This window comes from Mesorhizobium sp. M1329, from assembly GCF_040318035.1.
GTDB lineage: Bacteria > Pseudomonadota > Alphaproteobacteria > Rhizobiales > Rhizobiaceae > Mesorhizobium.
Map to the genome: position 1 here is coordinate 215,741 of NZ_JAMYLN010000002.1, position 26,181 is coordinate 241,921.

The 26,181-nt window shown below is 62.3% G+C and carries 24 protein-coding genes and 1 tRNA gene; 9 read left to right on the plus strand and 16 right to left on the minus strand.

All coding sequences use genetic code 11. The features are described 5' to 3' along the window. Nucleotides 1–108: 108 nt before the first annotated feature. Nucleotides 109–858: a TetR/AcrR family transcriptional regulator gene (locus NKH21_RS02920; RefSeq protein WP_352490516.1), complete on the plus strand. Its 750-nt coding sequence runs from the start codon at nt 109–111 to the stop codon at nt 856–858. A gap of 21 nt (nt 859–879) precedes the next feature. Here the strand turns inward: NKH21_RS02920 and yihA are convergent, their stop codons facing one another. The 5 genes from yihA to rpmH all read right to left on the minus strand — a co-directional run bounded on the left by yihA (nt 880) and on the right by rpmH (nt 4,667). Further along, complete coding sequence (yihA, locus tag NKH21_RS02925) at nt 880–1,539, minus strand: ribosome biogenesis GTP-binding protein YihA/YsxC (protein WP_352862980.1); 660 nt, start codon at nt 1,537–1,539, stop codon at nt 880–882. Continuing rightward, nucleotides 1,536–2,174, minus strand: a complete 639-nt coding sequence (locus NKH21_RS02930; RefSeq protein WP_023677492.1) for a CatB-related O-acetyltransferase — start codon at nt 2,172–2,174, stop codon at nt 1,536–1,538. Before NKH21_RS02930 ends, yihA begins: the two co-directional genes overlap by 4 nt. A gap of 144 nt (nt 2,175–2,318) precedes the next feature. Continuing rightward, nucleotides 2,319–4,142 carry a membrane protein insertase YidC gene (yidC, locus tag NKH21_RS02935; RefSeq protein WP_352663569.1) on the minus strand — a complete coding sequence of 608 codons (1,824 nt, stop codon included), beginning with the start codon at nt 4,140–4,142 and terminating at the stop codon, nt 2,319–2,321. A 13-nt stretch (nt 4,143–4,155) separates the two neighbouring features. After that, the gene (rnpA, locus tag NKH21_RS02940; protein ID WP_352862981.1) at nt 4,156–4,509 is read right to left on the minus strand and encodes a ribonuclease P protein component; all 354 of its coding nucleotides are present in this window, start codon (nt 4,507–4,509) and stop codon (nt 4,156–4,158) included. Between the two features lie 23 nt (nt 4,510–4,532). Beyond that, nucleotides 4,533–4,667: a 50S ribosomal protein L34 gene (rpmH, locus tag NKH21_RS02945; protein WP_008833937.1), complete on the minus strand. Its 135-nt coding sequence runs from the start codon at nt 4,665–4,667 to the stop codon at nt 4,533–4,535. Between the two features lie 333 nt (nt 4,668–5,000). Between rpmH and NKH21_RS02950 the strand changes: the two genes are divergently transcribed. The 4 genes from NKH21_RS02950 (at nt 5,001) to NKH21_RS02965 (ending at nt 9,348) form a co-directional block, all read left to right on the plus strand. After that, nucleotides 5,001–6,488 (plus strand): ATP-binding protein, encoded by a 1,488-nt coding sequence (locus NKH21_RS02950; RefSeq protein WP_352862982.1) that lies wholly within the window; start codon nt 5,001–5,003, stop codon nt 6,486–6,488. Nucleotides 6,489–6,812: 324 nt separating this feature from the next. Further along, nucleotides 6,813–6,889 (plus strand) — tRNA-Arg (locus tag NKH21_RS02955). A gap of 322 nt (nt 6,890–7,211) precedes the next feature. Beyond that, the gene (locus NKH21_RS02960; protein WP_352862983.1) at nt 7,212–8,108 is read left to right on the plus strand and encodes an ankyrin repeat domain-containing protein; all 897 of its coding nucleotides are present in this window, start codon (nt 7,212–7,214) and stop codon (nt 8,106–8,108) included. Nucleotides 8,109–9,033: 925 nt separating this feature from the next. After that, a complete protein-coding gene (locus NKH21_RS02965) occupies nt 9,034–9,348 on the plus strand; it encodes an antibiotic biosynthesis monooxygenase family protein (RefSeq protein WP_352862984.1) in 315 nt (104 codons plus the stop codon). A 47-nt stretch (nt 9,349–9,395) separates the two neighbouring features. Here NKH21_RS02965 and NKH21_RS02970 read toward each other — a convergent pair whose 3' ends face one another. Together NKH21_RS02970 and NKH21_RS02975 are read right to left on the minus strand one after the other, a co-directional pair. Beyond that, nucleotides 9,396–10,538 (minus strand): alpha-hydroxy acid oxidase, encoded by a 1,143-nt coding sequence (locus NKH21_RS02970; RefSeq protein WP_352862985.1) that lies wholly within the window; start codon nt 10,536–10,538, stop codon nt 9,396–9,398. A gap of 69 nt (nt 10,539–10,607) precedes the next feature. Then, nucleotides 10,608–11,714, minus strand: a complete 1,107-nt coding sequence (locus NKH21_RS02975; RefSeq protein WP_352862986.1) for a LacI family DNA-binding transcriptional regulator — start codon at nt 11,712–11,714, stop codon at nt 10,608–10,610. 435 nt (nt 11,715–12,149) lie between these two features. On the opposite strand from NKH21_RS02975, the gene NKH21_RS02980 reads away from it, so the two are divergent. The 4 genes from NKH21_RS02980 to NKH21_RS02995 all read left to right on the plus strand — a co-directional run bounded on the left by NKH21_RS02980 (nt 12,150) and on the right by NKH21_RS02995 (nt 16,470). Continuing rightward, a complete protein-coding gene (locus NKH21_RS02980) occupies nt 12,150–13,112 on the plus strand; it encodes a sugar-binding protein (protein WP_352663557.1) in 963 nt (320 codons plus the stop codon). 112 nt (nt 13,113–13,224) lie between these two features. Continuing rightward, on the plus strand, nt 13,225–14,769 hold the full coding sequence (locus NKH21_RS02985) for a sugar ABC transporter ATP-binding protein (RefSeq protein WP_352663555.1): 1,545 nt from the start codon (nt 13,225–13,227) through the stop codon (nt 14,767–14,769). A gap of 23 nt (nt 14,770–14,792) precedes the next feature. After that, nucleotides 14,793–15,788: an ABC transporter permease gene (locus NKH21_RS02990; RefSeq protein ID WP_352663553.1), complete on the plus strand. Its 996-nt coding sequence runs from the start codon at nt 14,793–14,795 to the stop codon at nt 15,786–15,788. A gap of 151 nt (nt 15,789–15,939) precedes the next feature. After that, the gene (locus NKH21_RS02995; protein WP_352862987.1) at nt 15,940–16,470 is read left to right on the plus strand and encodes a DUF2231 domain-containing protein; all 531 of its coding nucleotides are present in this window, start codon (nt 15,940–15,942) and stop codon (nt 16,468–16,470) included. Between the two features lie 83 nt (nt 16,471–16,553). On the opposite strand, the gene phnN is transcribed toward NKH21_RS02995, so the two are convergent. The 9 genes from phnN to NKH21_RS03040 all read right to left on the minus strand — a co-directional run bounded on the left by phnN (nt 16,554) and on the right by NKH21_RS03040 (nt 26,056). Next, a complete protein-coding gene (gene phnN / locus NKH21_RS03000) occupies nt 16,554–17,183 on the minus strand; it encodes a phosphonate metabolism protein/1,5-bisphosphokinase (PRPP-forming) PhnN (protein WP_352862988.1) in 630 nt (209 codons plus the stop codon). Continuing rightward, on the minus strand, nt 17,180–18,319 hold the full coding sequence (locus tag NKH21_RS03005) for an alpha-D-ribose 1-methylphosphonate 5-triphosphate diphosphatase (RefSeq protein WP_352862989.1): 1,140 nt from the start codon (nt 18,317–18,319) through the stop codon (nt 17,180–17,182). The genes phnN and NKH21_RS03005 overlap by 4 nt, the downstream gene beginning before the upstream one ends. Before the next feature lie 96 nt (nt 18,320–18,415). After that, the gene (locus NKH21_RS03010) at nt 18,416–19,123 is read right to left on the minus strand and encodes a DUF1045 domain-containing protein (protein WP_352862990.1); all 708 of its coding nucleotides are present in this window, start codon (nt 19,121–19,123) and stop codon (nt 18,416–18,418) included. 153 nt (nt 19,124–19,276) lie between these two features. Beyond that, a complete protein-coding gene (gene iolB, locus NKH21_RS03015) occupies nt 19,277–20,089 on the minus strand; it encodes a 5-deoxy-glucuronate isomerase (RefSeq protein WP_352862991.1) in 813 nt (270 codons plus the stop codon). Nucleotides 20,090–20,091: 2 nt separating this feature from the next. Next, entirely contained in the window at nt 20,092–20,310 is a 219-nt protein-coding gene (locus NKH21_RS03020) for a DUF3329 domain-containing protein (RefSeq protein ID WP_254815905.1), read from the minus strand. A 44-nt stretch (nt 20,311–20,354) separates the two neighbouring features. Continuing rightward, on the minus strand, nt 20,355–21,272 hold the full coding sequence (gene iolE / locus NKH21_RS03025) for a myo-inosose-2 dehydratase (RefSeq protein ID WP_352862992.1): 918 nt from the start codon (nt 21,270–21,272) through the stop codon (nt 20,355–20,357). Nucleotides 21,273–21,313: 41 nt separating this feature from the next. Beyond that, nucleotides 21,314–23,158: a 3D-(3,5/4)-trihydroxycyclohexane-1,2-dione acylhydrolase (decyclizing) gene (gene iolD, locus NKH21_RS03030; protein WP_352862993.1), complete on the minus strand. Its 1,845-nt coding sequence runs from the start codon at nt 23,156–23,158 to the stop codon at nt 21,314–21,316. 34 nt (nt 23,159–23,192) lie between these two features. Continuing rightward, entirely contained in the window at nt 23,193–25,127 is a 1,935-nt protein-coding gene (locus NKH21_RS03035) for a bifunctional 5-dehydro-2-deoxygluconokinase/5-dehydro-2-deoxyphosphogluconate aldolase (RefSeq protein WP_352862994.1), read from the minus strand. A 200-nt stretch (nt 25,128–25,327) separates the two neighbouring features. Then, the gene (locus NKH21_RS03040) at nt 25,328–26,056 is read right to left on the minus strand and encodes an SDR family oxidoreductase (RefSeq protein WP_352862995.1); all 729 of its coding nucleotides are present in this window, start codon (nt 26,054–26,056) and stop codon (nt 25,328–25,330) included. Between the last annotated feature and the right edge of the window lie 125 nt (nt 26,057–26,181).

Consider the following 26,181-nt stretch of genomic DNA (forward strand, 5'->3'; position numbering starts at 1 on the left):
CAGACTGAACCGTTCGGTTCGAACTCGACGTTGACTTAGCGCTTAAAGAGGACCATATCAAGAGCAATCGAACCGGATGGTTCGAATTATTTTACGAGGTGTGACATTATGGCCGAAGCCCCCAAGGCCGCTCCTTTGCCTGATTCAGGCCCATTGCCCAGCGCTGGCAAGGACCAGTGCGATTTGCTGGACAGTCTGCCGCGCGGCCGCCCGGCCGCGGGGCAAGACCCGGTCAAGCGCAGCCAGATCATCGACGGTGCGCGCCGTGTCTTCATCGACAAGGGCTTCGAAGCCGCGTCGATGAACGACATCACCCGTGAGGCCGGCGTGTCCAAGGGCACCATCTATGTCTACTTCGCCAACAAGGAAGAGCTGTTCGAAGCGCTGATCGAGGAAGAGCGCGGCACGATCTTCAAGAACATGTATGAGGTGCTCGACCAGATCGGCGACCTTCGCCAGACGCTGGTGAAGTTCGGCATTGTGCTGTCCATGAAGATCACTTCGGCGAGGGTCATCCTGGCGCAGCGGACGGTGATCGGCGCGTCGGAACGTATTCCGGAGCTTGGCGCGCGATTTTACGAACGCGGGCCGAAGCGCGGCCATGACAGGGTTGTCGTTTTCCTCAACATGGCTATCGAACGCGGCCTGCTGAAGATCGACGACGTCGAGCTTGCCGCCTATCAGTTCACCGAACTGTGCCTGGCCGGTCTTTTCCGCCAGTGCATATTCGCCTATCGCACCAAGGCACCAAGTGCGGCCGAGATCGAACATATCGTCAGGTCGGGCGTCGATGTGTTCCTGAAGGCCTACGGCACCGAACAGCTTGCAGAGCAGGAACGGGCCTCCAGCCTCGCCTGACCAACCGTCGGAGTCCGTTGCCTATCCGCCATTGGCGGCGAGCACGATCGCCGCACGCAATTCCTCGAGGCCCTCGCTCTTTTCCGACGACGTGGCAAGCACGAGGGGAAAGGCCGCCGGGCGTTTCTTGATCTTCTGGAGCGTTTCCTCGATCAGCCGCGGTACCCCCGCAGCTTTGATCTTGTCGGTCTTGGTCAGCACGATCTGATACGACACCGCCGCCTTGTCGAGCAGCGACAGAACCTCGTCGTCCTTGGCCTTGATGCCATGGCGGGCATCGATCAGCACGTAGACGCGCTTCAGCGTCACCCGGCCCTTGAGATAGTCGAACACGAGCTTCGTCCACTCGTCGACCTTTTCCTTGGGCGCCGTGGCGTAGCCATAGCCCGGCATGTCGACCAGCGCCATTGGCGGCAGGTCGGCGCCTTCTCCCGAAAATCCGCCCGGCACGAAATAGTTGAGCTCTTGCGTCCGGCCCGGCGTGTTGGAGGTGCGCGCCAGCCCCTTCTGGTTGACCAGCGCGTTGATCAGCGACGATTTGCCGACATTGGAGCGGCCGGCAAAGGCGATCTCGGGCGGTCCCTCCGGCGGCAGGAATTTCATCGCCGGCACGCCGCGGATGAAGATCCAGGCTCGCGTGAACAATTCGATGCCGATCGTGGTCTTGCTCAACGCGTTCAAACCGCTGCCTCCAGGAGAAAAATATTGCTGCCACGAATGGCATCGAGATTGCGGCTGATCTTTTCCACCGGCCAGTGCCACCACGCCAGCGCCAGCAGCCGCCGGATGGTCCTGTCGTCGAAGCGCATCTTCACCACCTTCGCCGGGTTGCCGGCGACGATCGCATAGGCCGGCACATCGTGCGTCACCACCGACTTTGCCGCGACAATGGCGCCGTCGCCGATCTTCACGCCCGGCAGCATCACCGCTTCCATGCCGATCCAGACGTCGTTGCCGACGATTGTGTCGCCACGCACCTCCTTCGACCATGTCGCCGGGTCGAAACCCTCTTCCCAGCCGTGGCCAAAGATGTTGAACGGATAGGTCGAAAAGCCGGACATGGCATGATTGGCGCCGTTCATGATGAAGCGCGCGCCTTCGGCAATGGCGCAGAACTTGCCGATGATCAGCCTGTCGCCGATGAACGGATAATGATGCAGCACGCATTTTTCGGCGAATTTGTCGGGTCCGTCAGGGTCATCATAATAGGTGAAGTCGCCGATCTCGATATTCGGCGCCGTCACCAGCGGTTTCAGAAAGCCGACGCGCGTGTGCAACGGGATCGGATGCTTGATCGATGGATTGGGTCCGGTCATATCGAGCTCCGTCGGGCAACTGCCAGCCAGGTCAAAATAGCGCGATCCGTCCGGCAGTACCAATCGCTTAATCCAGGCCGGCTGCTTGTGCAAAAAGCCCCGGACGAACCGGGGCTTTCTGGTTTCGCATCATCGGAGCGCCGGCTATTCCGCCGGCGACGGTTTCTTGCGGAACAGCGCGACCAGATTGTCCCACAATTCGATCTTGGCGCCTTGCCGTTTCATGATCACGCCCTGCTGCAGGATCGACAGCGTGTTGTTCCAGGCCCAGTAGATGACCAGCCCGGCCGGAAAACCCGCCATCATGAAGGTGAAGATCACGGGCATCCAGGTGAAGATCGCAGCCTGCGTCGGGTCCGGCGGCGTCGGGTTCATGCGCATCTGCAGGAACATCGTCACGCCCATGATCAGCGGCCAGATGCCGATCATCAGCATGTGCGGCAAGGTTACGGGGATCAGCCCGAACAGGTTGAAGATTGATGTCGGGTCCGGCGCCGCCAGATCCTGGATCCAGCCGAAGAACGGCGCGTGCCGCATCTCGATGGTGATATAGAGCACCTTGTAGAGCGAGAAGAACACCGGGATCTGCAACGCCACAGGCCAGCAGCCGGCGAGCGGATTGATCTTCTCGGTCTTGTAGAGCTCCATCATCGCCTGCTGCTGCTTCATCTTGTCGTCCGCGTATTTCTCGCGGATCTCGAGCATCTTTGGCTGCACCTTCTTCATGTTCGCCATCGACGCATAAGACTTGTTGGCGAGCGGGAAGAACAGCGCTTTGACGATGACGGTGGTGGCGAGGATCGCCAGGCCGAAATTGCCGAAGAATTTGTAAAGCGTGTCGATCAGCCAGAACATCGGCTTGGTGATGAAATAGAACCAGCCCCAGTCGATCAGCAGGTCGAACTGGCGAATATGACGGTCCTTTTCATAGGCGTTGATCGTCGACACTTCCTTGGCGCCGGCGAATATCTCCGACTCTACCGTCGTTGACTGCCCGGGAGCGATCGTGACCGGATCGGACAGGAAATCGGACTGGTAGCTATGCGGGTGGGGCCCGCTTTTGAACTCGAAATAAGAGAATTTGGGCTGAAATTCGCGGCCGCCCGGCGGCACCAGGGTCACCGCCCAGTATTTATCGGTGATGCCGAGCCAGCCGTCGGTCGACTTGCCTGGCTTGAATTCTCTTTCCGATTCGACCTTGGAGTATTTGTACTCTTGCAGGCCTTCGCTGCCGGTAACGCCGATCAGGCCCTCGTGCAGCACATAGGTGCTGGCGATAGCCGGCTTGTCGAAACGGGTGACGCGGCCATAGTTCGACAACGTCGCAGGTGCCGAGCCGCCGTTCTGGACAGTGTCGGACACGGTGAACATATATTGGCTGTCGACCGAGAAGGTGCGCTTGAAGGTCAGGCCCTTGTCATTGGTGAAGGTCAGCGTCACCGGCGTCGCCGGTGTCAGCGTCGCATTGCCGTCGGTCTGCCAAACGGTGTCTGGGCCGGGCAGCCTGCCGACATCCGGTGTGCCGGAAAAGCCGATCTCGGCGAAATAGCCATTAGGTAGGGACGCCGGATTGAGCAACGCGATCTCGGGCGAGGTCTTGTCGACCGTCTCTGTGTAGTGCTTGAGCTTGAGATCATCGAGGCGCGCGCCGGTGAGGTTGATCGAGCCTTCGAGGCTCGGCGTGTCGATCTTCACGCGCTTGGTCGAGGCAATCGCCTGCTCGCGGCCGGCCGGCGTTACCGCGTCGCCGCCAGGTGCGTTCGGAATGGCGCCCGGCTGCACCGGTGTTTCGCTGGCTCCCGGGCTGGTGCCTTGGGCGGCCTTCTTCTGCTCCGCCACACGCTGTTCTTCGATGCGGGCGGCCTCGCGCTGCATCTCGCTGCGCGGCATCACATAGAAATATTGCCAAAGCGCCAGGATCAGCACCGACAGTGCGATGGTGATGAAGAAGTTGCGGTTGTTTTCCATCGAAGCCCTTGGCCTATCGTGTTCCACGCAATCTGCGGGAGAGTTCGGCCTTCAGCTGGCCGAACGGAGTGGTAAGCACGTCTTCGCGCCCGACGATGACATAATCATTGCCCGGCACCATGTCATCCGCGGCATACGTGCGCACGGCCTCTCTCAGCCGCCGCCGGATGCGGTTGCGGACGACGGCGTTGCCGACCTTCCTGGTGACGGTATAGCCGACGCGCGGCGCCTCGCTGTCGTCGCGGCCCAGGACCTCGACGAGGAAAAGCCGCCCGCGGCGCTTTTCACCACGGCGGACAGCCAGGAATTCCGCGCGCTTCAGAAGCCGCTTGGGATGGGGACCCGTTGGCTTGCCGGTTGCGGGCAACGATCTTGTCTCTCGCTTGATGCTCAGGCGCTGAGACGCTTGCGGCCGCGGTTGCGGCGGGCTGCGACGACGCCGCGGCCACCTTTGGTGGCCATGCGGGCACGGAAACCGTGCCTGCGTTTGCGGACGAGTTTGGACGGCTGGTAAGTACGCTTCATTTGTTTAAATACCGCGGGGTGCGGCCCTTCTTGATTCTGTCACTTTGTAACAGGAGCTTTGCCGGGCCGGTTTTGGCGCGATCGAAACCGCGCCGGGACGAATGGCCCGAGCGTGAGCGGGCTTATAGAAAGAAGGGTTTTGGAAGTCAATCCAGCGCGTCGGGCCGGCATTGTCGGACCGGCAGGGAAGTCTTGTGGCCCTTTGTCCGGCTTCGACCAAGGATGAATTTGGCAAAAAAGCCGCAATCGCCTAATCTCACCCGATCAAGCGATCGTGAAGACGAGCAGTCCTTAAGACAAGCAGCCGTGATACAGGCAGCCGTGACGACGAGCATGAGTGAAGTCCCAGCAACCGACGAAAGCATCGCCCAGGCGAAAGCGGCCACCCGCAGGGTGCCGCTGGCGCGCGGCCTGTCGACCAAGCTGCTGCTGCTCACAATCGTCTTCGTGCTCTTGGCCGAAGTCCTCATCTTCGTGCCCTGGATTGCCAGCTACAGGCTGAGCTGGCTGAAAGAGAGGCTGAGCACGGCCGCCGCGGTTTCAATCGTCCTGGTGCAGGGCGAACCTGCCTCGCTGTCGCGTGCCGCCCAGAACGACGTGCTGATGGCGATCGGTGCCAAGGCGATCGCCGTGCGCGACGGCGGCGTCTCGCGGCTTCTGGTCGTGGCCGAAATGCCGCCGCAGGTCGACGAGCATATCGATATCGCCAATGTCGGCATGATCAAGGGCATGACCGGAGCGCTGGACACGCTGTTTTTCGGCGGCAAGCGGATGCTGCGCGTTTTCGGGCCGGTCGGCGACAGCGACAAGGAATTCGAGCTGATCATGCCCGACCACCGCCTGCGCAATGCCATGCTGATCTATTCGCGCAACGTCGCCTTCGTCTCGCTGCTGATCTCGCTGTTCACCGCCATGCTGGTTTACGCCGCGATAGACCTGATCATGATAGGCCCGATCAGGACGATGACACGCTCGATGCTGTCCTTTTCCGAGGCGCCCGACGATCCCGGCCGCATCATTCACCCCGCCGCCCGGGCCGACGAGATCGGCGTCGCCGAACGCGAGCTGTCGCAGATGCAGGAGCGGCTGCAAAAGATGCTGACCGAGCAGAAGCACCTGGCCGATCTCGGCCTGGCCGTGTCGAAGATCAACCACGACATGCGCAACATCCTCGCCTCGGCGCAGCTGATGTCGGACCGCCTGCGCCAGGTCAAGGACCCGACCGTGCAGGCGTTCGCGCCAAAATTGCTGCGCGCGCTCGACCGCGCCGTGTCCTATTCGGAGGGCGTGCTTGCCTACGGCCGCACCCAGGAGCCGCCGCCGTCGCGCCGCAGGCTGCGGCTGCGCCAACTGGTCGAAGACGTCCAGGGCCTGCTCGACATCGAATGCGGCATCGAATTCGTCAATGCCGTCGATCCGGTGCTCGAGGTCGATGCCGATTCCGACCAACTGTTCCGCGTGCTCACCAATCTTAGCCGCAACGCCGTGCAGGCGATGGCGGCCGACACCGAGAGCGCCGTGGTGCGCCGCCTGACCATATCGGCCGAGCGCATCGGCAGCGTCAGCCGCATCGTCGTCACCGACACCGGCCCCGGCCTGCCGCCGAAGGCGCGAGAAAACCTGTTTGCGGCATTTCGCGGCTCGGCCCGCAGCGGCGGCACCGGCCTTGGCCTGGCGATCGCCCATGAATTGATCCGCGCCCATGGCGGCACGGTGGAGCTGGTCGAAAGCATCGGCGGCCGCACCACATTCGCGGTCACCATTCCCGACCAGCCGGTCCGGCTCGACCAGGCCCGCAACGGTCTGCGCCGCCCGGCGTAACGAACCGTTTCGTTACGGGCTGTTTCAATTCGCAAAGGGTTGGTCCGAGGCTACGAGCCATCGGCTCGGCCGCCGTGCAACGGCGTGTTTCGTTACGGACCGTTTCGATTGGCAAATGACCGATCCGAGACGACGACCTATCGGCTCGGCCGCCGCGTGACGCGGTCTTGCCTTCGCCGGCCGGCGCATGACGGCAAAACGTGACGGCAAAACTTTTGGCCAGGATCGGCTTGCTTTTCGCAAATTCAGTCGCTAGGGAACACGTCACATCGCGGCCGGTCGCCAGGATCGGATCGCGGGGCCATGCAAAGCATGGCCTGTTGCGCGCCCGTAGCTCAGCTGGATAGAGCACCAGACTACGAATCTGGGGGTCAGGAGTTCGAATCTCTTCGGGCGCGCCATTTGTAATGCACATCCCAATACACCGGGCATCGATGGGCCGCTTAGCCGCTCATCACTGCCACCATGGTGGCGCTTTAGCGGTTACCGGCAAATCTGCGGGACTCCCGGCGCTGAGAAACGACTTCTCCATGAGGGATGAGCCACGGCTGGTCGGCTGATGTTTAGGACCGCCTTGCATGCAGGCGACTGCATACGCTGCCGCCGCCCGCCACGGCGGCGGCGAACCCGATCACACGTGCGTTGCCGCTATCGAGCATTCGTACTAAACTCTGCCCTTCTTGAAATCGTGCCGGGTCCTCAGGCTTGCCTTGGGAGACGCTAATGCGCGGGTTCTTGCCTTTCATTCTGTTGGTGCTTCTACTCGTTCCGATTGTATCGCATGCCGCCGCCATCCACGACGCCGCCATGAAGGGCGATGTCGCGGGGATCACGGCAGCGCTCGACGCTGGTGCTGGCGTCGATGAGAGCGACGGAGGTGCGACACCGCTCTATCTTGCGGTTAGGGGCGGGCATTTTGCGGCGGCAAAACTGCTCATGGAACGCGGTGCCGACGTCAACGCCGCCCCGACGCCGCTTTTGGGGCCTGCGCTCATGCCGGCTTTGGCAAAACGCAGGATCGACCTGATCAATCTGTTGCTGGACGGTGGCGCAAATCCAAATTCGCGCCGCAACCGCGAAAACGCACTCCACATCGCGGTCATATCCGGTTGCCTCGATTGCGTGAAGGCACTGGTCGAGGCCGGCGCGGACGTGAATGCGACGACAAAGGACGGCAAGACACCGCTCCATCTGGCAAAATTGAAGGGGCAACGCGAAGTTGCCGACTATCTCATGTCGCACGGCGTCGTCTTGCCAACACCAGGTCCGATCTCGATGAAGTTGGCTACTGCCGATGTCGAGAAAGGTCGAACCTACTTCACCCGCCTGTGTGCCGGTTGCCACAATGCCGAGCCACAGGGAGGGACCAAGACGGGACCCAACTTGTGGAGCGTCGTCGGTCGTGACAAGGCGTCTGTGGCAAAAATGCGTTACTCCGACGCTTTGCTCGACTGGGAGGGTGCATGGACGTACGAGGATCTGAACAGATATCTCTTCGGACCCATGCTCACCACGCCGGGCGTTTACATGGAGACGCCTGGTGTTCCGGACGAGACCGAACGGGTCGACCTGATCGCCTACTTGCGCACACTCAGCGACAAGCCGATCCCGCTGCCCTGAACTTTCGCCCCAGGAGGGCCGCGGCCGGATTGCGCCCAACGCCGATGAGCGCTCGAATTCTGCATGGAGGTCACTTCGCTTCCCCTTGACGAATGACCGGTCGGATCCGATTTTGGCTGTTCAGGGGTGGCAAGGGACAGTTTATGGCGCGCAAGGCGGACCTTCGGCTCCGAGCGGTGATCTCAGAAATCGATAGGCGCAGCAATAACATACGAGTTCCCAGTTTCATCCTCTTCGGGAGCGCCATCAATCCAATGCACGGTCCGCCTCATGGAGCCTCTCGGGCGCGGTGAGCTAGTAGCCGCCCGACTATGACCGTGACCGGCGCCAGTGGTCGGAAGGTCGCGAGACGTGAGCGCTATCCATGCCAAAAAGGGGATCGTCAGCTGATGCCGCTCAGTCGGCCTGCTCAATCTCCGGACCCGGTTCAGTCGGCGGAGCTGGAGTGCAATCCTGGCCAGTGCATTCCTGCACGGGATCTTTCGCCGGCGGGAGACAATTTTGGCCTTCACAATGAACGGGCGGCTGCGTTGTTGCGGCTTTATTGTTCTGCGGCACAGGCTGATCCTCAGCGCGAACGGCCGGCATTGCAAGATCGATCATGGCCGTGCACAAGAGCGCAATCCGAAGCAAATTCATTTTCGCCTCCGCAACTGACAGCGAGACGCAGATTATACCTTCGAACTGCGGCCAACATCCTGTCACCCGCGAACGGCGTTAACAGCGCGTTTCATTGCCGGTCGGAAGGGCATACCGATTGAGATCGAGCGTCGTCCTCTTCCTGGCAAATAGCGCCAGAAACGGGCTTTCGGCCAGAGGTGACTGAAGCCAACCTTCCGATTTTCCTGTACACGTGTTCGAAGGGTTCGAGGTGCGTTAGGGCTTCGCATATTCGAGGTTTTCAGTTCTTTCACGGGGGACGTACATGACGGCATTCAACAGCGTCCGCTTCCGGGTCAAGCCGGGTAGTGAAGACGAATTCGTCGAACTGTTCAGCAGCGCTCCGCGCAATTTCGAGGGATTGCGAAAAATGGCTCTCATCAAATCGGGAGATGGCGCCTTCTTCTCGATTGGAGAGTGGGACACTTTTCAGCACATGGTCGATGCCAGGCCTAAAATGCTGGGCAATCTTGATCGGTTCCGCCATACGTTGCGGCAGCTTGAGGGCGGATATACGGATGCTGTTTCGGGCGAGACTGTCTTCGACACGGACGGCAGGAGCGACGGCCGGTCGGTATAGTGTTCGCACTTCGAAAAGCTTATGCCGTGCGCCACTTCCCAGCCCCCTCACCTAAACCGCACATTCCCCCTGGAAAGCTCTGCCACCGACCTGCATCCCATCAGCCGCATGTCGCGTTCGATCTCGGTTCGCATCAGGCCGAGCGCCCGTTCGACGCCTGCCTGTCCGGCGGCTGCCAGCGGGAAGAGGTAGTAGCGCCCGACGCCGACGGCCTTGGCGCCCAACGACAGGGCTTTCAGCACATGGGTGCCGCGCTGGACGCCGCTGTCGATGATCACGTCGATCCTGTCGCCCACCGCGTCGACGATCTCCGACAGCTGGTCGAACGGGCTGCGCGAGCCGTCCAGCTGCCTGCCGCCATGATTTGACAGAACGATGCCGGTGCAGCCGATGTCGACGGCTTTTCTGGCATCGGCGACGCTCATGATTCCCTTCAGGCAAAACTGGCCGTTCCAGAAGCGGACCATGTCTTCGACGTCTTTCCAATCCAGCGATGGATCGAGGATCTCCGTGAAATAGCGGCTGATGGAAAGCGCTCCGCCGCCGAGATCGATATGGCCGTCCAGCTGCGGCAGGCTGAACTTTTCGTGCGTCAAATAGTCGATGGCCCATCTCGGCTTGATCGCGAACTGCATCATGCCGCCGAGCGTAAGCCGAAAGGGGATCGAAAAGCCGGTCCGCAGGTCACGCTCGCGGTTTCCGCCGGTGACGCTGTCGACAGTCAGCATCATCACCTCGACGCCGGACGCCTTGGCGCGCTCCATCATGGCGCGGTTCAGGCCGCGATCCCTGTGGAAATAGAACTGATAGACCTGCGGCGTCCTGTGCTTGCGAACTTCTTCCAGGCTGACCGTGCCAAGCGACGAGACGCCGAACATCGTGCCGAACTTCTCCGCTGCCGCGGCGACGGCGCGCTCGCCGCTATGGTGAAACAGTCGCTGGAGGGCCGTAGGCGAACAATAGACCGGCATCGCCAGCTTCTGGCCCATGACGGTGACCGACATGTCGACCTGTCCGACGCCGGCAAGGACGTTGGGGACGAGATCGCAGTCCTCGAACGCCGCCGGGTTGCGCCGCAGCGTCGTCTCGTCGTCCGCGCCGCCATCGATATAGTTGAAGATCGGGCCTGGCAGGCGCTGTTTTGCCAGCCGGCGGAAGTCCTGAAAATTGTAGCAGCTTTGCAGTTTCATGAGATCAATCGGGTATATGCCGGGCCCGATGTCAAGCCTGTGCCACTGTCGATCGCCGGCGCTCTCGCCTCAGCCCGCCACCGCGCCAACCGACTCCCGCTCCACCAGCGGGCATTCGAGCTTGGTGATGGGATAGCGGCCGCGACCGGGAGCAGCCGGGACTTCGAGCTGCTCGATCGCCCATTGTCCCATTGCCATATGCGGCAGGATCGACGTCGTCAACGGCGGGAACAGATGCCGGGCGATCTCCTCGTCGTCATAGCCGACCACCGAAATATCCTGGGGGATGTGCAGGCCGGCCTCCTTTAGCGCCTCATAGCAGCCGATCGCGGTGCGGTCGTTCTGGCAGAAGATGGCGGTCGGCCGGTCCTTCAGCGCCAAAAGCTTGATGGTCGCGGCATAGCCGGCGCTCGCCGACCAATCGCCTTCGACGACCAGCGCCGGGTCGAACGGGATGTCGGCCGTCGCCAGTGCCCGGCGGTAACCCTTCAGCCGGTCCTGCGCCGCCTGCATCCAGGGCTCGCCGGTAATGGTGGCGATACGCCTGTGGCCATGGCTGATCAGGTGCCGGGTCGAGCTCTGGCCGCCGGCGATTTCGCTCGGCACCACGGCGGGAAAGGCATAGTCGGCGGTGTAGCAATTGAGCAGGATGACCGGGATGTCGAGGCCGTAGAGATAGTCCGGCGCGACGATCTCGCGGGTGAAGATGGTCATATAGATCAGCGCCGAAATTCCCCGCTTGGCCAGCGCCGCGATGGCCCTGGGCTCCATCACCTCGTCGCCCATGGTCTGCGCCACCAAAAGCACATTGCCGGCGTTCCACGAGGCTTGCCGCGCCCCTTCGATGGCGACGACCGCCTCCGGGCTGGTCGCCAGTTGGTCGACTGCGAAGCCGATCACCCCATCCAGCCCGTCGAATGCGGCAACAGGAGCTCGCAAGGCAGAAAACACCGGGGGCGAATAGCCTAGCGTTCGCGCGGTCTCAATCACCCGCTCTCGGGTTTGCTGCGACAGCCTGATGCCCGGCGTGTTGTTGAGGACGAACGAGACCGTCGCCTGCGAACAGCCTGCGGCCCTGGCGATGTCGGTCATGGTGACGCGGCCCTTGGGTTTTTTCCCGGACGGCTTGCGCCGTCTGGTACCCTGAAGGACCGCATCCCGAAGTGGTTCGTTCATGTTGTTGGTCCTTCGAATTTCGCCTATATAAGGTAAAGCGCTACTAATAGATATAATCGACCCTCTTTGGCGATTAGTCGCCAATCCCACACGGTATCGTGGCGAGAATCCCGATCAACTAATACTCTTTACTAATATCTGGCATCCCTATAACGTCAATCCGTCATGCTCGGACGACATCGGACCGCGCATGTTCGGAACGCAAGCCAGCCTGGTATCGGACCGTTTCCGTCAGCCGAAGCTCGCCTGCCGTTCCGGGGAAATGTCAGACAAATCGGACTATTTACGAACGGCGAATGAGTCTCTAAAGTCGATGATCGCGGCTGGAATGGCGTCGTTCCTCGCTGCCGGAACCCTGAGGAGGAGGAGGGCGTCCAAGCCGCGTCGGCACGTTCATCATCAGCGAAAATCACTGAGTCAAATGGGAGGTTGAACATGAAATCTGTAATACGAAATGCTTCCGTCGCCGCTGCGGCCCTGCTGCTCGGCTTGTCCGCCAGCGCAATTGCGCGAGCCGACGACAAGCCGACACTGGCCTTCGTCGTCAACGGCGCTTCCGATTTCTGGAAGGCGGCCGAAGCCGGCGTCAAGAAGGCTCAAGCCGAACTGCCCAATTACAATCTGGAACTCAAATATCCGGAGCAGTCCTCGGTCGCCATCCAGCAGCGCCTGATGGACGATCTTGTCACGGCCGGCGTGAAGGCGATCATGGTCTCGGCCGTCGATCCCAAGACGTCGACCGACGGACTGAACAAGATCGCCTCGCAAACGGCGTTGTTCACCACCGACAGCGACGCACCGCAGACCAAGCGTGTCGCCTATATCGGCTCGTCCAATGTCGATGCCGGCAAGCAGGCGGCAGAGATCGCCAAGAAGGCAATGCCTGACGGTGGCAAGTGCCTCGGCTTCGTTGGCCTGCTCGGTGCCGACAATGCCAAGGAACGTATCCAGGGCATGAAGGACGGCCTCGCGGGCACCAAGATCGAATTGGTCGACGTGCGTGGCGACGACATCGATCAGGCTCGCGCCAAGAAGAACGTCGAGGACGCGCTGGTCGCCAGCCCCGACGTCACCTGCATGGTCGGCTTCTATTCCTACAACACGCCGCGCATCTATGAAGCGCTGCGCGATGCCGGCAAGCTCGGCCAGATCACCGTCGTCGGTTTCGATGACGATCCGATCACGCTGGGCGGCGTCAAGGAAGGCACCGTCGCCGCCACCGTCGTGCAGCAACCCTTCGAATGGGCCTATCAGGGCATGAAGCTGATGGCTGCCTATCTCGAGGGCGACAAGTCGGGCATTCCTGCCGATGGCCTGATCATCATCCCGACCAAGATCATCGGCAAGGACGATGTCGACGCCTACGCCGCCAGCCTCAAGGCGATGTCTGGAAAGTGAGCGAATTAGGTTACGCCGGCTCAAGGTTCGCCTTGAGCCGGCGTTCTATTGACGGGCTTCGCGAGGCCCGTCAGTCTGAGACCAAACGGCTCACCGGCTGCTGTCAGGCGTGATGAATTATTCCGACCCATCCATCGTTGCATCTACGGACGCTCCGTTCCTGAGCCTCGACGGTGTGCGCAAGACCTATCCCGGCGTCGTCGCGCTGGACGGATTCTCGATCGACGTAAGGCCCGGCGAGGTCATCGGCCTGGTCGGCGAAAACGGCGCCGGTAAATCGACGCTGATGAAGATCCTCGGGGGCGTGACCAGGCCGGACACCGGCACCATCACCGTCGATGGCATCGCCCATGACGGGCTGACCGTCGAGGCCAGCATCGGCTCGGGCATCGCTTTCGTCCACCAGGAACTCAACCTGTTCGAAAACCTCGACGTGGCCGCCAACATCTTCTTCGGCCGCGAACCGCTGCGCGCCGGGCCGCTCAAGCTGGTCGACCGCGCCAGGCTGCGAGCGCAGGCGGCGCCGCTGCTCAAACGCGTGGGCGCCAATTTCTCGGCCGATACGCCGGTGTCGGCGCTGTCGCTGGCGCAGCAGCAAATGGTCGAGATCGCCAAGGCGCTGTCGATCGAGGCACGGCTGGTTATCCTCGACGAACCGACCTCGAGCCTTCCGATCGCCGAAACCGACAAGCTGCTTGGTGTCATCAAGGCGCTGAAGGCAGACGGCATCAGTGTCATTTTCATCTCGCACCGCCTTCACGAGGTCGAGCGCGTCGCCGACCGCGTCGTCGTGCTCAGGGACGGCATGCTCGCCGGAACCTTGCCGAAGAGCGCCATCAATCACGACCAGATGGTCAAGCTGATGATCGGCCGCATGCTGAAGGAGCGCGAGAAGGCCGCGGAATCGGCGCGCCCGCCGGGCTCTGTCGCGCTGTCGGTAAAGGCCATTCGCACCGCCGCCTATCCTGACCGGCCGGTCGACCTCGACGTCAGGCATGGCGAGATCCTCGGCCTCGCCGGCCTCGTCGGCTCCGGCCGGACGGAGCTGGCGCGCGTCCTGTTCGGCATCGACAGGAGCTTTGGCGGCTCGTTCCAGCTTGACGCAAGAGATCTGGTTCTTGGTTCGGCCGCCGACGCAGTGGCCAACGGAATTTTCCTCGTCCCCGAGGATCGCAAGCTGACCGGCATCCTGCTCGACCTGTCGATCGCCCAGAACATCTCGCTGCCCAATCTGCCGGCGCATTCGCGGCGCTCGCTGGTCTCGGCCAGTGCCGAGGCCGCCACCGCCGAGAAGCAGAAGACCGATCTCGGCATCAGGGCGCCCTCCGTGCAGACGCGTACCGGCACGCTGTCGGGCGGCAACCAGCAAAAGGTCGTGCTGGCCAAATGGCTGGCGATGAAGCCGAAGGTGATGATCCTCGACGAACCGACGCGCGGTATCGATATCGGCGCCAAGGCCGAAATCTACGGGCTGATGCGGGCGCTGGCCGATGCCGGCGTCGCCGTGCTGATGATCTCCAGCGACATGGAGGAGGTGATCGGCGTTTCCGACCGCATCGCCGTCATGCATGAGGGCCAGATCTCCGGCATTCTCGACAAGGACCGGTTCAGCCAGGAAAACGTGCTGTTGCTGGCGGTCGGCAAGCAGCCGAAGTAATTCGCAGGCATTGGGAGAAGACGATGAGCAAGAAAGATCTCGGCCTGCTGATCCTGATCCTGGTGGTCGGCGCGGTGGTGGCGATCATCAACCCGCGCTTCCTGCTGCCGATCAATCTCGCCAACACCTCGAACCTGATCGGGCTGTTCGGCATCCTGTCGATCGGCCAAGCCTTCGTCATCATCACCGGCGGCATCGAATTGTCGGTCGGCTCGGTGGTTGCGCTGCTCGGGACGCTGTTCGTCGATTTCATCGCCGTGCGAGAGATGGAGTGGCCACTGGCCTTTGTGCTGATCATCGCGCTTGGCGCCGTCATTGGGCTGGTGCATGGCTGGTTGATCACCCGGCTGAAACTGCAGCCCTTCGTCGTCACGCTATGTGGCCTGCTGATCTATCGCGGCGTGGCGCGCTTCTACACCGCCGACGGCACTGCCGGTTTCGCCTTCGGCCAGAACTTTCCGGAGCTGGAATTCCTGACCGCCGGCCGGTCGTGGGGCGTACCGAACAGCTTTTTCGCGCTGATCGTCATTGCCATCGTCATGTGGGTGGTGCTGCACCGCTCCGTATTCGGTCGCTATCTCTACGCCATCGGCAAGAACGAGGAAGCGGCGAAATATTCCGGCATCCGCACCGGCCGCATCGTCATGGCCGCCTATGTCATCTGCGGCGTGCTGACGGCGCTGTCGGCGATCTATTTCGCCATGTACACACGCTCGATCTCGCCGGCCAGCCACGGCCAGTTCTACGAGCTCTACGCCATCGCGGCAGCGGTGCTCGGCGGCTTCTCGCTGCGTGGCGGCGAAGGCTCGCTGATCGGCGTCCTCCTCGGCACGGTGCTGCTGCAGGAGCTGCAGAACCTCGTCAACCTGCTCGGCATCCCGTCCTCGCTCAACTTCGCCGTCATGGGCGGGGTGATCCTCATCGGCGTGCTGGTCGACCAGCAATGGGGCGTGTTCAGGGCGCGGCGGCGGATGCTGGAAGCTACCCGCAAGGGCGTGGCGGGTGCTGCCGCGGAATGACGCAAAAATAGCTGGATGAAATACGCCGACTGCCATTGGCAGGCATGAAAAGGTCAGCCTGAGCTTCGCGACAGCAGTTCAGGTTAATCTCTATTTGGAACGAAACCCGTATTTGAGCGTTTATTTAAGCTTTGCTACGCGGAGGCGTCCCATGCCCACGAATCCAGTAAGTACCGCAAAGGTAGGAACTCACCCCCTCCACCCGATGCTGATACCTTTTCCTGTCGCGTTTCTTGTCGGCGCCTTTGTCACCGACCTGGTTTTCTGGGGAACTGCCGATGCCTTCTGGGCACGGGCATCGATGTGGCTGATCGGGGCAGCCATCGTAATGGCCCTTCTCGCCGCGACAGCCGGTTTTATCGACTTCCTCAACGAGCCGCGCATTCGCGCCTTGTCGGACGCCTGGTACCACATGCTGGGCAATCTGACCGCGGTCGTCGTGGCACTGATCAATTTCTATCTTCGCTATGCGCAAGGCGCCGAGGCCGCGGTCCGCCCATGGGGTGTGCTGTTGTCGTTCATAGTGGTCTGCATACTGCTGTTTACCGGCTGGAAGGGCTGGGAAATGGTGTATCGCCATCACGTTGCAGTTCTGGATACACCAGCGGATGCGCCCGCGAAGCCTTCGACAACCACTGGCACAGATACTCATCACGCTGGTCGGGACCGGCACGCCGCATGAGGCCATAATCCCGAAAAGTGGATAACCGGTTTCCAAAAAGATATCGGTTAGGCCCATCCCGATTGCATCGGGGTGGGCGCGCTTTAGATAAGGCCCGACATATCGGAGAAGGCCATGGCCTTGCGCAGCACCTCGCCGAAGCGCTCGCCGGCGGCTTCACGAGGACCGCTATTGTCGATTGAGGTGACACCCGGTCCGGATAGCGCCAAATTGGCATTGCGCGCCAGCCGTGCCAGCACTTCGCCGCGCGACTCGCGACCGCGCAATGCCAGCCGCTCGGCCAGGATCTCCGGTGTAGCCGTGATCTCGACGACAGCCAGATTGGCGTAGCGCTCCCGCAGCGCCGGGATGATCGCGCGCGAGACGTTGGCAATCGCGACACGGCCGTGGGCGACCGACCAGTCGACTTCGGCCGGGATACCATAGCGCAGGCCATGCGCCTCCCAGGAAATCGCGAAGGCGCCATCCGCTTCGGCCTCGACGAAGGCCGCGTCGGCGAGCGTATCGTGATCCTCAGTGGCCGCATCGCTCGGCCGGGTGATCACCCGGCGCACGAACTCCAGCCGGCTCTCGTCGGCAAACACGGCGCGCGCATAGCCGATCACCGTGTCCTTGCCGGCACCGCTCGGCCCGACGACGGCGACGAAGACGCCGTCGCGGATCGGAAATCCCGCGGCGGCCAATTCACGTTCGACCGATGCCGACACCATCACGCGACCCGGCGTCCCTGCCGCCAGACCGTGCGGACAACCGGAACATGGTCGTCGACGCGCACGCGAACCAGATCGGCGCGCCGGCCGGGCTCGATGACGCCGCGATCGGTGAGGCCGACCGCCTCGGCCGGGTTCTTCGAGACCATCGCCACCGCCTGAGGCAAGGAAATGCCCTCGACCACGTCGCCGAGGAAGAAGGCCGACTGGACCAGGCTGAACGGAATGTAGTCCGACGACAGGATGTCGAGCAGGCCGTTGCCGGCCAGCGTGCGGGCCGAGACATTGCCCGAATGCGAGGCGCCGCGCATGACATTCGGCGCGCCCATCAATACGCCGAGCCCTGCCTCCTTTGAAGCCCGTGCCGCCTCCTCGGTGGTCGGGAACTCGGCGACGCGCACACCTTGCTCGATCGCTTCATCGACATGGCCGACGGTTGCGTCGTCATGGCTGGCGAGCACGATGCCGCGCTCCTGGCAGGCAGCGGCGATGAAGCTGCGGTTCGGGCTTGAGTTCCTCGCCGATTCCGCCATCCGCTTTTCGCAGAATTTCTGGAAATCGCGATCGGTCAGCTTCAGCTTGCGCTGGTAGTAATAGGCGTAGGTTTCCAAATTGACGAACTGGCGCTGTCCGGGCGCATGGTCCATCAGCGACGCCAGCCTGACCCGCTCGTCGCCGTCGAAATTGGCGAAGGCCGTGAGGCAGTCCGGCGCCGAGACCTCGCAGCGCAGATGGAGGAAATGGTCGGCCCTGAGCCGGTCCTGCTGCACGCTGTCTTCGATCGCGTCGGCCAGCTTGCGTATGTCGGCGGCCGTCAGGTCGGCATCCTCGTCCATGCCGACACGCAAGGCGTCGAGCACGGTGGTGATGCCGGCGGTCGCCACCTGCGCGTCATGGGCGAGCACAGCTGCGATCGGGTTCCAGCGCACTTTCGGACGCGGCGCGTAATGGCCTTCGAGATGGTCGGTGTGGAGCTCGACCAAGCCGGGGATGATGAAGTCGCCGCCCATGTCCTCGCCGCTGCGGCCAGCGCCGGGGGCGATGTCGGCGATCACGCCATCGCGCAGCACGATCGACCCTTCGATGATCTGGTCGGCCAGTACGATGCGGGCATTGTGAAGAACGGTCTCGGCGGTCATTTCAGGCAGTCCTCGGAGCATTTTGCAACCAACTGAAAATGAATCGGCGTCGCACAATGCGGTTGAAGCAAATAGTCATTTAGGCAGTTCTTCTGGTCAGGCAGTTCTTCTGGCCGGGCGGCGCCCGAGCGCATGATGCGACAGCACCATGAACGGCGCACCCGGTTCAGTTTCCACAAACAGCGTCAGCGCGTCCACCGGCACCGGCCGTTGCAGCACGCCCGCAAACAGGCTGTCGATTGCTAGGCGAAGACGAGGGCTTTCCTGTGACGAGACCCGGCCGGACAGCGTCATATGGAAGCGAAACGTCTCGAAGACATAGGGGTAGCCCCACTGGCAGAGATTGCGGAACTCGTCGGGCTTCAGCGAATCGGGGCTGCGCCGTTCGATCTCGGCTTCCGTCAACGGCGCGCGAAAGCGGTCGAAGTCGCGCACCACATCATCGGCGAAGCGGTTGAGCGCCGGCAGCGGTGCTTCCGGCACCAGCGCGAAGAAGCCGTCGATCTGGCTGACGATCAGGCGCGGGATGGTCACCACCGGCGTCGCCTCGGCAAAATCGTCGAGTGTCGCGCGAAGCGACGCTTCGGTCTCGTTGGGGGCCAGTCGAAAGGGCGCCTTCAGCGTCGCATGAAAGCCATAGCGGCGCGCCGAGGCGGTATGGAAGGCAACTTCTGCAGCCGACAGTTCGCCCGCAGCCTCGACCGGCTTTGTGGCGGCACCGAATGGGTCGCGGCCGAGCCAGTTGGCGGCGATCCGTGCCAGCGGTTCGTCCTGTCGGGGGGTGAAATAGATAGCGTAGCGCATCGAAAGTCCTCGTCAGCCCCGCTGCCATAGGCGATTTGCATGACGAAATGACGAAGCTGGTGATCGCTCCTGATAACAAAGTTGTCCAGGCGGGTCATTAGCCGACGATTTTTTCGCCTTGGACCAGCGGATGAAGGTGAGGCGAAAAACCTGTCAGGCTTTCATCAGCCATTCGTGCTCGGGCGCGTTGTGGAATTTCCACGTCCGCTTCGGTCCGGCCATGACGTTGAGATAATAGAGATCATAGCCGTGGCAGGCTGCGCAGGGGTGATAACCCCTGGGGACCAGCACGACGTCGCCGTCCTCGATCGCCATCGCCTCGTCGAGCGAACGAGCACCGTTCTCGTCGGCATCGGTGTAGACGCGCTGGAAAGCAAAGCCCTGTGACGGGTTGAGACGGTGGTAATAGGTCTCCTCGAGATAGGATTCAGCCGGCAGATTGTCCTGGTCGTGCTTGTGCGGCGGATAGCTCGATGTGTGGCCGCCGGGTGTGATGACCTCGACCACCAGCAAGGAATCGGCCGGCTTGCCTTCCGGCAGGATGTTGGTGACGTAGCGCGTGTTGGTGCCTTTGCCGCGAACCTCCTGGCCGAGATCGTCGGGCCCGATGACACGGACCGGCAGACCGCCGCCCAGTCCTGGCGCCGAACAGACGGCAAGTTCGAGATCGGTATCGGCGCTCACCGACCACTCCGACCCCTGCGGCACATAGACCGACCACGGCTTGCCTTCGAAGGGCGACATGCGTTCGCCGAGTAGGCCGAGTTCTTTGCCGCCGGCCTTGGCCTTACCCTTGCCGGTGACGAACACCAGGCAAACCTCACGATCCGCGGTTTGCCCGGAAGCGCTCTCGCCGGGCCTCAGCCGATGCAGATCGAAGCCGACATAGCTCCAGCCGGCGTTTTGCGGCGTCACATGGGCGATGCGGCCGTTGCCCTTATTGGCTTTGATCAGCAGCTTCGACATGGTCATTCCTTCGGTTTGGCGTCTGCCGATGGCTTGTCCTCGTCAGCCGGCTTGTAGAGATAGAAGAATTGCCAGACGGCATAGCCGGCGAAGCCGAGCGCGATCACGCCCCAGAACGGCGTGCCGGTAGCGAATTCGATCACCGACCAGACCAGGCAGACCGCGACAACGGCAACGCGCCGCCACAGCGGCCGGAAAAACGGGTGCTCGGAGTCTTTCATCGGATCACCCGCGGCATCGGATCACCACCTTTCCTCGCGGACCCTCAAGCATTGGGAAAGCCTTGTGTCTCCACCGTGTAGCCGGCTGCCGTCATCACCCGCATCAATTCCTTGTAGCCGACCTGCGCCATCTTGAGCGGCGGGTTCTTCTTCGGATCCTGCTCGGCCTCGACCACGAACCAGCCTTCATAGCCATGGTCGGCGAGCCTCTGGACGATGGCACCAAAGTCCAGCGAGCCATCTCCCGGCACGGTGAAGGCACCAAGCGCCACCGCATCGAGGAAGGATTGCCTGCTACGATCCAGCTTATCGATCACCTCCATGCGCACGTCTTTCACATGCACGTGGTTGATGCGCCGGTGATGGTTATCAATAGCGCGCAGCACATCGCCGCCGGCAAAGGCCAGGTGACCCGCGTCGAGCAGCAATGGAATGCCTTCTCCCGAATAGCGCATGAAGGCGTCGAGCTCTGGCTCGGTCTCGACCACCGCCGCCATATGATGGTGATAGGAGAGTGGCATGCCTTGCTCGGCACACCATTCGCCGAACTGCGTGAGCCGCTTCGCGTAGGCTTTCATCTCCTCGTCCGAAAGCCTCGGCTTGGTGGCGAGTGGTTTGGAGCGGTCGCCCTGGATGGAGCGGCCGACTTCACCATAGACGATGCAAGGCGCATTCACCGCCTTGAACAGATCGATCATCGGCTGGATACGATCCTTGTTTTTCGACATGTCTTCGTCGACCAGCGTTCCCGAAAACCAGCCACCGCAAAGCGTCACGTCGGCCTGCCTGAGGATCGGCAGCATGATTTTCGGATCGTTGGGAAAGCGGCGGCCCATTTCCATGCCGGTGAAACCAGCCGAACGCGATTGGCGCAAGCACTCCTCCAGCGACACATCATCGCTGAGTTCCGCAAGATCGTCGTTCCACCATGCAATAGGGGACATGCCCAGTTTGGCTTTCAAGTCGTCACTCCGATTTCTGACATTCGAGGCGTTGGCGGGCGCTAAAATCGCCGCCCGCTCAGCGCTTCCTCATATTTCTTGCGCGCCGCATTCACTTGCGGCCGTGCCGAGACTTCCGGCACTGCGACATCCCACCAGCTTCCACCGGCCTCGGTCGAAACCAGCGGGTCGGTGTCGATGACCAGCACGGTCGTTCGCGTATTCTTCTTCGCTTGCGCCAGCGCCGTTTCGAGCCCGGCGATCGACTGCACTTTTTCGGCAATCGCACCCATGCTCGCAGCATGCGCGGCGAAGTCGATCTCGGGCAAGGTCTCGTGACGAGCGTCCTTCAGCAGATTGTTGAAGTTGGCGCCGCCGGTCGCCATCTGCAGCCGGTTGATGCAGCCATAGCCGCGGTTGTCGAGCAGCACGATGGTCAGCTTGAGGCCGAGCATCACCGACGTCGCGATCTCGGAATTGAGCATCAGGTAGGAGCCGTCGCCGATCATCACCACGACCTCTTCGTCCGGCTTGGCCATTTTGACGCCAAGCCCGCCGGCGATTTCATAGCCCATGGTCGAGAAGCCGTATTCGGCGTGATAGGAGCCGGGCGCACCCGCCTGCCATAGCTTGTGCAATTCGCCGGGCAAGCCGCCGGCGGCATGGAGCAGTACCACGCCGGTGCCCATGGCACGCTGTACTGCGCCGATCACCTGCGCGTCGGACGGATAGGCGGCATTGGTCGACGCCGTCACCTTGCCGGCATCCGCTTGCCAGTCCTCCTTGCCCGTGATCGCATTGTCGGTCCAGCCTGATGGGGCCTTCCAGCCTTTCAGCGCGGCAGCCAATTCGGCGAGCCCTTCCGCCGCATCGGCGACCAGCGGCAGCGCCTGGTGCTTTCCGGCGTCAAAAGGTTGCACGTTGAGCCCGATGATGGTCCTGCCGGCATGCTTGAACAGCGCCCAGGAGCCGGTGGTGAAATCCTGCAGTCTGGTGCCGACGGCAAGCACGACGTCGGCCTCTTCGGCCAGCCTGTTGGCCGCCGAAGTGCCGGTGACGCCGACCGCGCCCATGTTCAAGGGATGATCGTCCGGAAGCGAGGATTTGCCGCCTTGCGTCTCACAAATCGGAATGCCGGCGCCTTGCACCAGCTTTGCCAGTTCCTCGGACGCCTGCGAATAGAGTACGCCACCGCCGGCAATCACCAATGGCTTCTTCGCGCTCGTCAGCGCCGCCACTGCAGCTGCTAGCTCTTGGCGGTCCGGCCGCAGCCGGCGCTGGGTCCAGAGCCGCTCGGCAAAGAAACTGTCGGGGTAGTCATAAGCCTCGGCCTGCACGTCCTGGCACAGCGCCAGCGTCACCGGGCCGCATTCGGCGGGGTCGGTCAGCACCTGCATGGCGCGGTTGAGCGCCGGCATGATCTGCTCCGGCCGGGTGATACGGTCGAAATAGCGCGACACCGGCCGAAGGCAGTCATTGACGGTCGCCGTGCCGTCGGAAAAATCCTCGGCCTGCTGCAGGACGGGATCGGGAATGCGATTGGCGAAGACGTCGCCGGGGAGAAACAGGACAGGCAACCTGTTTACATGCGCAAGTGCGGCAGCGGTCACCATGTTGAGCGCGCCGGGGCCGATCGAACTTGTCGCCGCCATGAAGCGGCGGCGGAAATTGGCCTTGGCGTAGGCGATCGCCGCATGTGCCATTGCCTGCTCGTTATGGGCACGGAAGGTCGGCAGCTCGTCGCGAACCTGGTAGAGCGCCTCGCCGACGCCGGCAACATTGCCGTGGCCGAAGATCGCCCAGACGCCGCCGAAGATCGGCACTTTCTTCCCGTCCACCTCGGTCATCTGCCTGGCAAGAAAGCGGGTCAGCGCCTGCGCCATCGTCAGGCGGATTGTCTTGGTCATGTCGGTTCCTCCGCAGTCCTTATGCCGCGCCTTCTTATGCTGCTTTGCGGCCGCGCGCCGCAAGCCATGCCTCGGTCAGTCGCTCGAAGCGAGCTGCCATGTCGGCAACCGCTTCATCGTCCGACATCTTGCCGGCAAGCCATTGTTCGGCCGCGTTGATGAAGATAGTGCGGCCGACTGCAAAGCCCTTGACGATGGGCGCCTTGGCGGTCGCGGCGAAGGCCGCTTCCAGTTCGTCCTGCGGCGCTTCCAAACCGAGCAGCACAATCCCGCGGCACCAAGGATCGTGCTTCAGGATCACCGCCTCGATCTTTGCCCATGCGCCGGCCGATGCCTGCGGTTCGAGCTTCCACCAATCGGGCTTGATGCCGAGTGCGTAGAGTTCCTCGAGCGCGCGCGGTATCGTCATGTCGTCGAGCTTGCCGTGCTTGCCGGCGATGATCTCGACCAGAAGTTCTCTGCCCACTTTCCGCGCGGCCTCGAACAAAGCGCGCAGTTTCTCCTGCTGTTCGCTCTTCAGCGCCGCCGGATCGTCGGGATGATAGAAGCACAGGCATTTGATGCAATGGTCGACCGGCCATTCGGTCAGTTGCGAACCTATGTCTTGCGAGAACTCGAAGCGAAGCGGCCGCGAACCCGGCAACTCGACCGGCCGGCCGAGCCAGGCGAAGGAATGGTGGGCGAATTCGAACATCGCCTCGCGTCCGTATTTTTCGTCGAGCAGCATGCCGTAGCCGGCGCGGCCAGCTGCGACCTTGGCCGCGGCCTTGACCGTCAGCACCTTGAAAGCTGGGATTCGCGACGGATCGGCGCCGGCTTTTGTCGCGGCATCCTCCAACTGGACGCGGTGGTCGCAGGCGAACGCCATCAGCGAGGGGATGTCGCGCCGGCGCGTGGTCGCCCAATGGATGTGGTTGATCGCCTCGTCCTTGCGCAGCGCCAGATGCCTGCTGCCGTTTTTCAGGAAGAACTGCAATTCCTCGAAAGTCGGGTATTCCGGTGCGCAGAGCAGCCGCGACACGGCAAAGGCGCCGCAGGCATTGGCCCAGGTTGCCGCCGTCGCCAGGCTTTCCTCGCCGAGCCAGCCGCGCAGGAAGCCCGACATGAAGGCGTCGCCGGCGCCGAGCACGTTGTAGACCTCGATTGGAAACCCCTTGCCGACGATACCGTCCTCGAGGTCGTCGCTGATCGGCCCGTCATAGACAATGCAGCCCATGGCACCGCGTTTCAGCACGATGGTTGCCGCCGACAGCGAGCGGATGGTTTTCAGCGCACTCAGGCAATCGTCTGTGCCCGAGGCGATCATGATTTCCTGTTCGGTGCCGACGATGAGATCGCAATCGGGCAGCACCGTCTTCAGCTGCGCCGAGACGCGGTCGGATTTCACATAGCGCTCGAAGCCTTCGGCGTGGCCGGCGAGGCCCCACAGGTTAGGGCGGTAGTCGATGTCGAACACCACCTTGCCGCCCTTGGCTTTCATGACACGGATCGCCTTGCGCTGGGCGGCGTCGCTGTTGGGCCGTGAAAAATGCGTGCCGGTGACGACGACCGCGCGTGCCGAAGCGATAAACGCCTCATCGATATTGTCTTCCGAAAGCGCCATGTCGGCGCAATCGCTACGATAGAAGATCATCGGCGAGACGCCTTCATCCTCGACCGACAGCAGCACCAGGGCGGTCAGCCGCTCCGGATCGGTCTTGAGGCCTTGGACCGAAACGCCCTCGCGGGTCAGCTGCTCGCGGATGAAGCGGCCCATCTGCTCATTGCCGACGCGGGTGAGCAGCGCCGAGCGCAGGCCTAGTCTGGCAGTACCGACCGCGATGTTGGCCGGACAGCCGCCGACCGACTTGGCAAAGGAAGTAATGTCCTCGAGGCGCGAACCGATCTGCTGACCATAGAGATCGACGGAAGCGCGGCCGATCGTGATGATGTCGAGCGGCGCATGTCTCGCTTCCACGGCTTCGCCCATTCGAACCTCCCATCGGCTTTGTTGTCTTGGGTAACACGCGCGAGCGGCAGCGTGGCGCCGACAATATGAAATAATAATTCCAATCCATAGTCAATATGGAACGAGCATTCCCAAGGCTGAAAAGTGCTGTGCAAGGCTCGCGCGTTCAGAAACTTTGAAGTCAGACGGACGTCAAGTGTCTACCACTGAAACCAGCCGATTTACCAAGGAAGCGGCCCATCATCGTTGAAGTACCCGGCGGTCGGGCCATCGGCGTCCAGGGTCGCCAGGTGAATGACGATCTCGGCCGCCTGCTGCACCGTGCGGTGACCTTTATACCCGTTGAGATCGGTGGCGGTGTAGCCGGGCGCCGCGGCGTTGACCTTGATGCCTTGGGGCGCGAGCTCCCTGGCGAAGGCCACGGCGATGGCGTTCAAGGCTGTCTTCGAGCTGCCGTAGCCCATCATATTGACGGCGTGGTTCGCGGTGGCGGGATCGAGCGCCCGGCCGATGGACCCGGTGGAGCTGCTCACCATCACGATCCGGGCAGCAGGTGCTGCCAGCAGCAGCGGCAGGAATGCCTGGGTCACGCGGATCGGGCCGAAGACATTGACGTCGTAGGTGGCCTGGATGTCGGCGATCCGCTGCTGGCTCGGCGGCAGGTCGTAGTTGATGGCGACGCCGGCGTTGTTCACCAGCACGTCGAGACAGGATCTGGCCTGCCTGAATGCCTCGGCTGCCGCCTTCACACTGTCATCCCGCGTGACGTCCAGCTCAAGCCACTCCACGTCGAGGCCTTCGGCGCGCAATGCCTGCGCCGCCGCCATGCCGCGTTCGGCGCTCCTGGTGCCGAGCCAGACCTTGAAGCCCATGGTCGCCAGTCGCCGGGCGATTTCGCGGCCTATACCCTTGTTGGCGCCGGTCACCAGCGCGGTTTTCGAAGTCGTCATTTCAGTGTCTCCATTTTTCTTGTGGAAGACCCACAAATGGCGCGAGGCAGCGGGTGCCGCGCGCCGGAAACTCTCCAGCTCTTGCCTAATCCTCTCACGCTGTTGCGCGGCCGGTACGAATGCGC

Coding starts and splice junctions, on each gene's coding strand:
- NKH21_RS03020 (WP_254815905.1), bottom strand. CDS start 20,310: ATGAAAGACTCCGAGCACCCGTTTTTCCGGCCGCTGTGGCGGCGCGTT.
- NKH21_RS03040 (WP_352862995.1), bottom strand. CDS start 26,056: ATGACGACTTCGAAAACCGCGCTGGTGACCGGCGCCAACAAGGGTATA.
- NKH21_RS02930 (WP_023677492.1), bottom strand. CDS start 2,174: ATGACCGGACCCAATCCATCGATCAAGCATCCGATCCCGTTGCACACG.
- NKH21_RS02985 (WP_352663555.1), top strand. CDS start 13,225: ATGAATTATTCCGACCCATCCATCGTTGCATCTACGGACGCTCCGTTC.
- NKH21_RS03035 (WP_352862994.1), bottom strand. CDS start 25,127: ATGGGCGAAGCCGTGGAAGCGAGACATGCGCCGCTCGACATCATCACG.
- NKH21_RS02920 (WP_352490516.1), top strand. CDS start 109: ATGGCCGAAGCCCCCAAGGCCGCTCCTTTGCCTGATTCAGGCCCATTG.
- NKH21_RS02980 (WP_352663557.1), top strand. CDS start 12,150: ATGAAATCTGTAATACGAAATGCTTCCGTCGCCGCTGCGGCCCTGCTG.
- NKH21_RS02950 (WP_352862982.1), top strand. CDS start 5,001: ATGAGTGAAGTCCCAGCAACCGACGAAAGCATCGCCCAGGCGAAAGCG.
- yidC (WP_352663569.1), bottom strand. CDS start 4,142: ATGGAAAACAACCGCAACTTCTTCATCACCATCGCACTGTCGGTGCTG.
- NKH21_RS02965 (WP_352862984.1), top strand. CDS start 9,034: ATGACGGCATTCAACAGCGTCCGCTTCCGGGTCAAGCCGGGTAGTGAA.
- NKH21_RS02990 (WP_352663553.1), top strand. CDS start 14,793: ATGAGCAAGAAAGATCTCGGCCTGCTGATCCTGATCCTGGTGGTCGGC.
- NKH21_RS02960 (WP_352862983.1), top strand. CDS start 7,212: ATGCGCGGGTTCTTGCCTTTCATTCTGTTGGTGCTTCTACTCGTTCCG.
- NKH21_RS03010 (WP_352862990.1), bottom strand. CDS start 19,123: ATGCGCTACGCTATCTATTTCACCCCCCGACAGGACGAACCGCTGGCA.
- NKH21_RS02995 (WP_352862987.1), top strand. CDS start 15,940: ATGCCCACGAATCCAGTAAGTACCGCAAAGGTAGGAACTCACCCCCTC.
- NKH21_RS03005 (WP_352862989.1), bottom strand. CDS start 18,319: ATGACCGCCGAGACCGTTCTTCACAATGCCCGCATCGTACTGGCCGAC.
- iolD (WP_352862993.1), bottom strand. CDS start 23,158: ATGACCAAGACAATCCGCCTGACGATGGCGCAGGCGCTGACCCGCTTT.
- iolB (WP_352862991.1), bottom strand. CDS start 20,089: ATGTCGAAGCTGCTGATCAAAGCCAATAAGGGCAACGGCCGCATCGCC.
- NKH21_RS02970 (WP_352862985.1), bottom strand. CDS start 10,538: ATGAAACTGCAAAGCTGCTACAATTTTCAGGACTTCCGCCGGCTGGCA.
- NKH21_RS02975 (WP_352862986.1), bottom strand. CDS start 11,714: ATGAACGAACCACTTCGGGATGCGGTCCTTCAGGGTACCAGACGGCGC.
- rpmH (WP_008833937.1), bottom strand. CDS start 4,667: ATGAAGCGTACTTACCAGCCGTCCAAACTCGTCCGCAAACGCAGGCAC.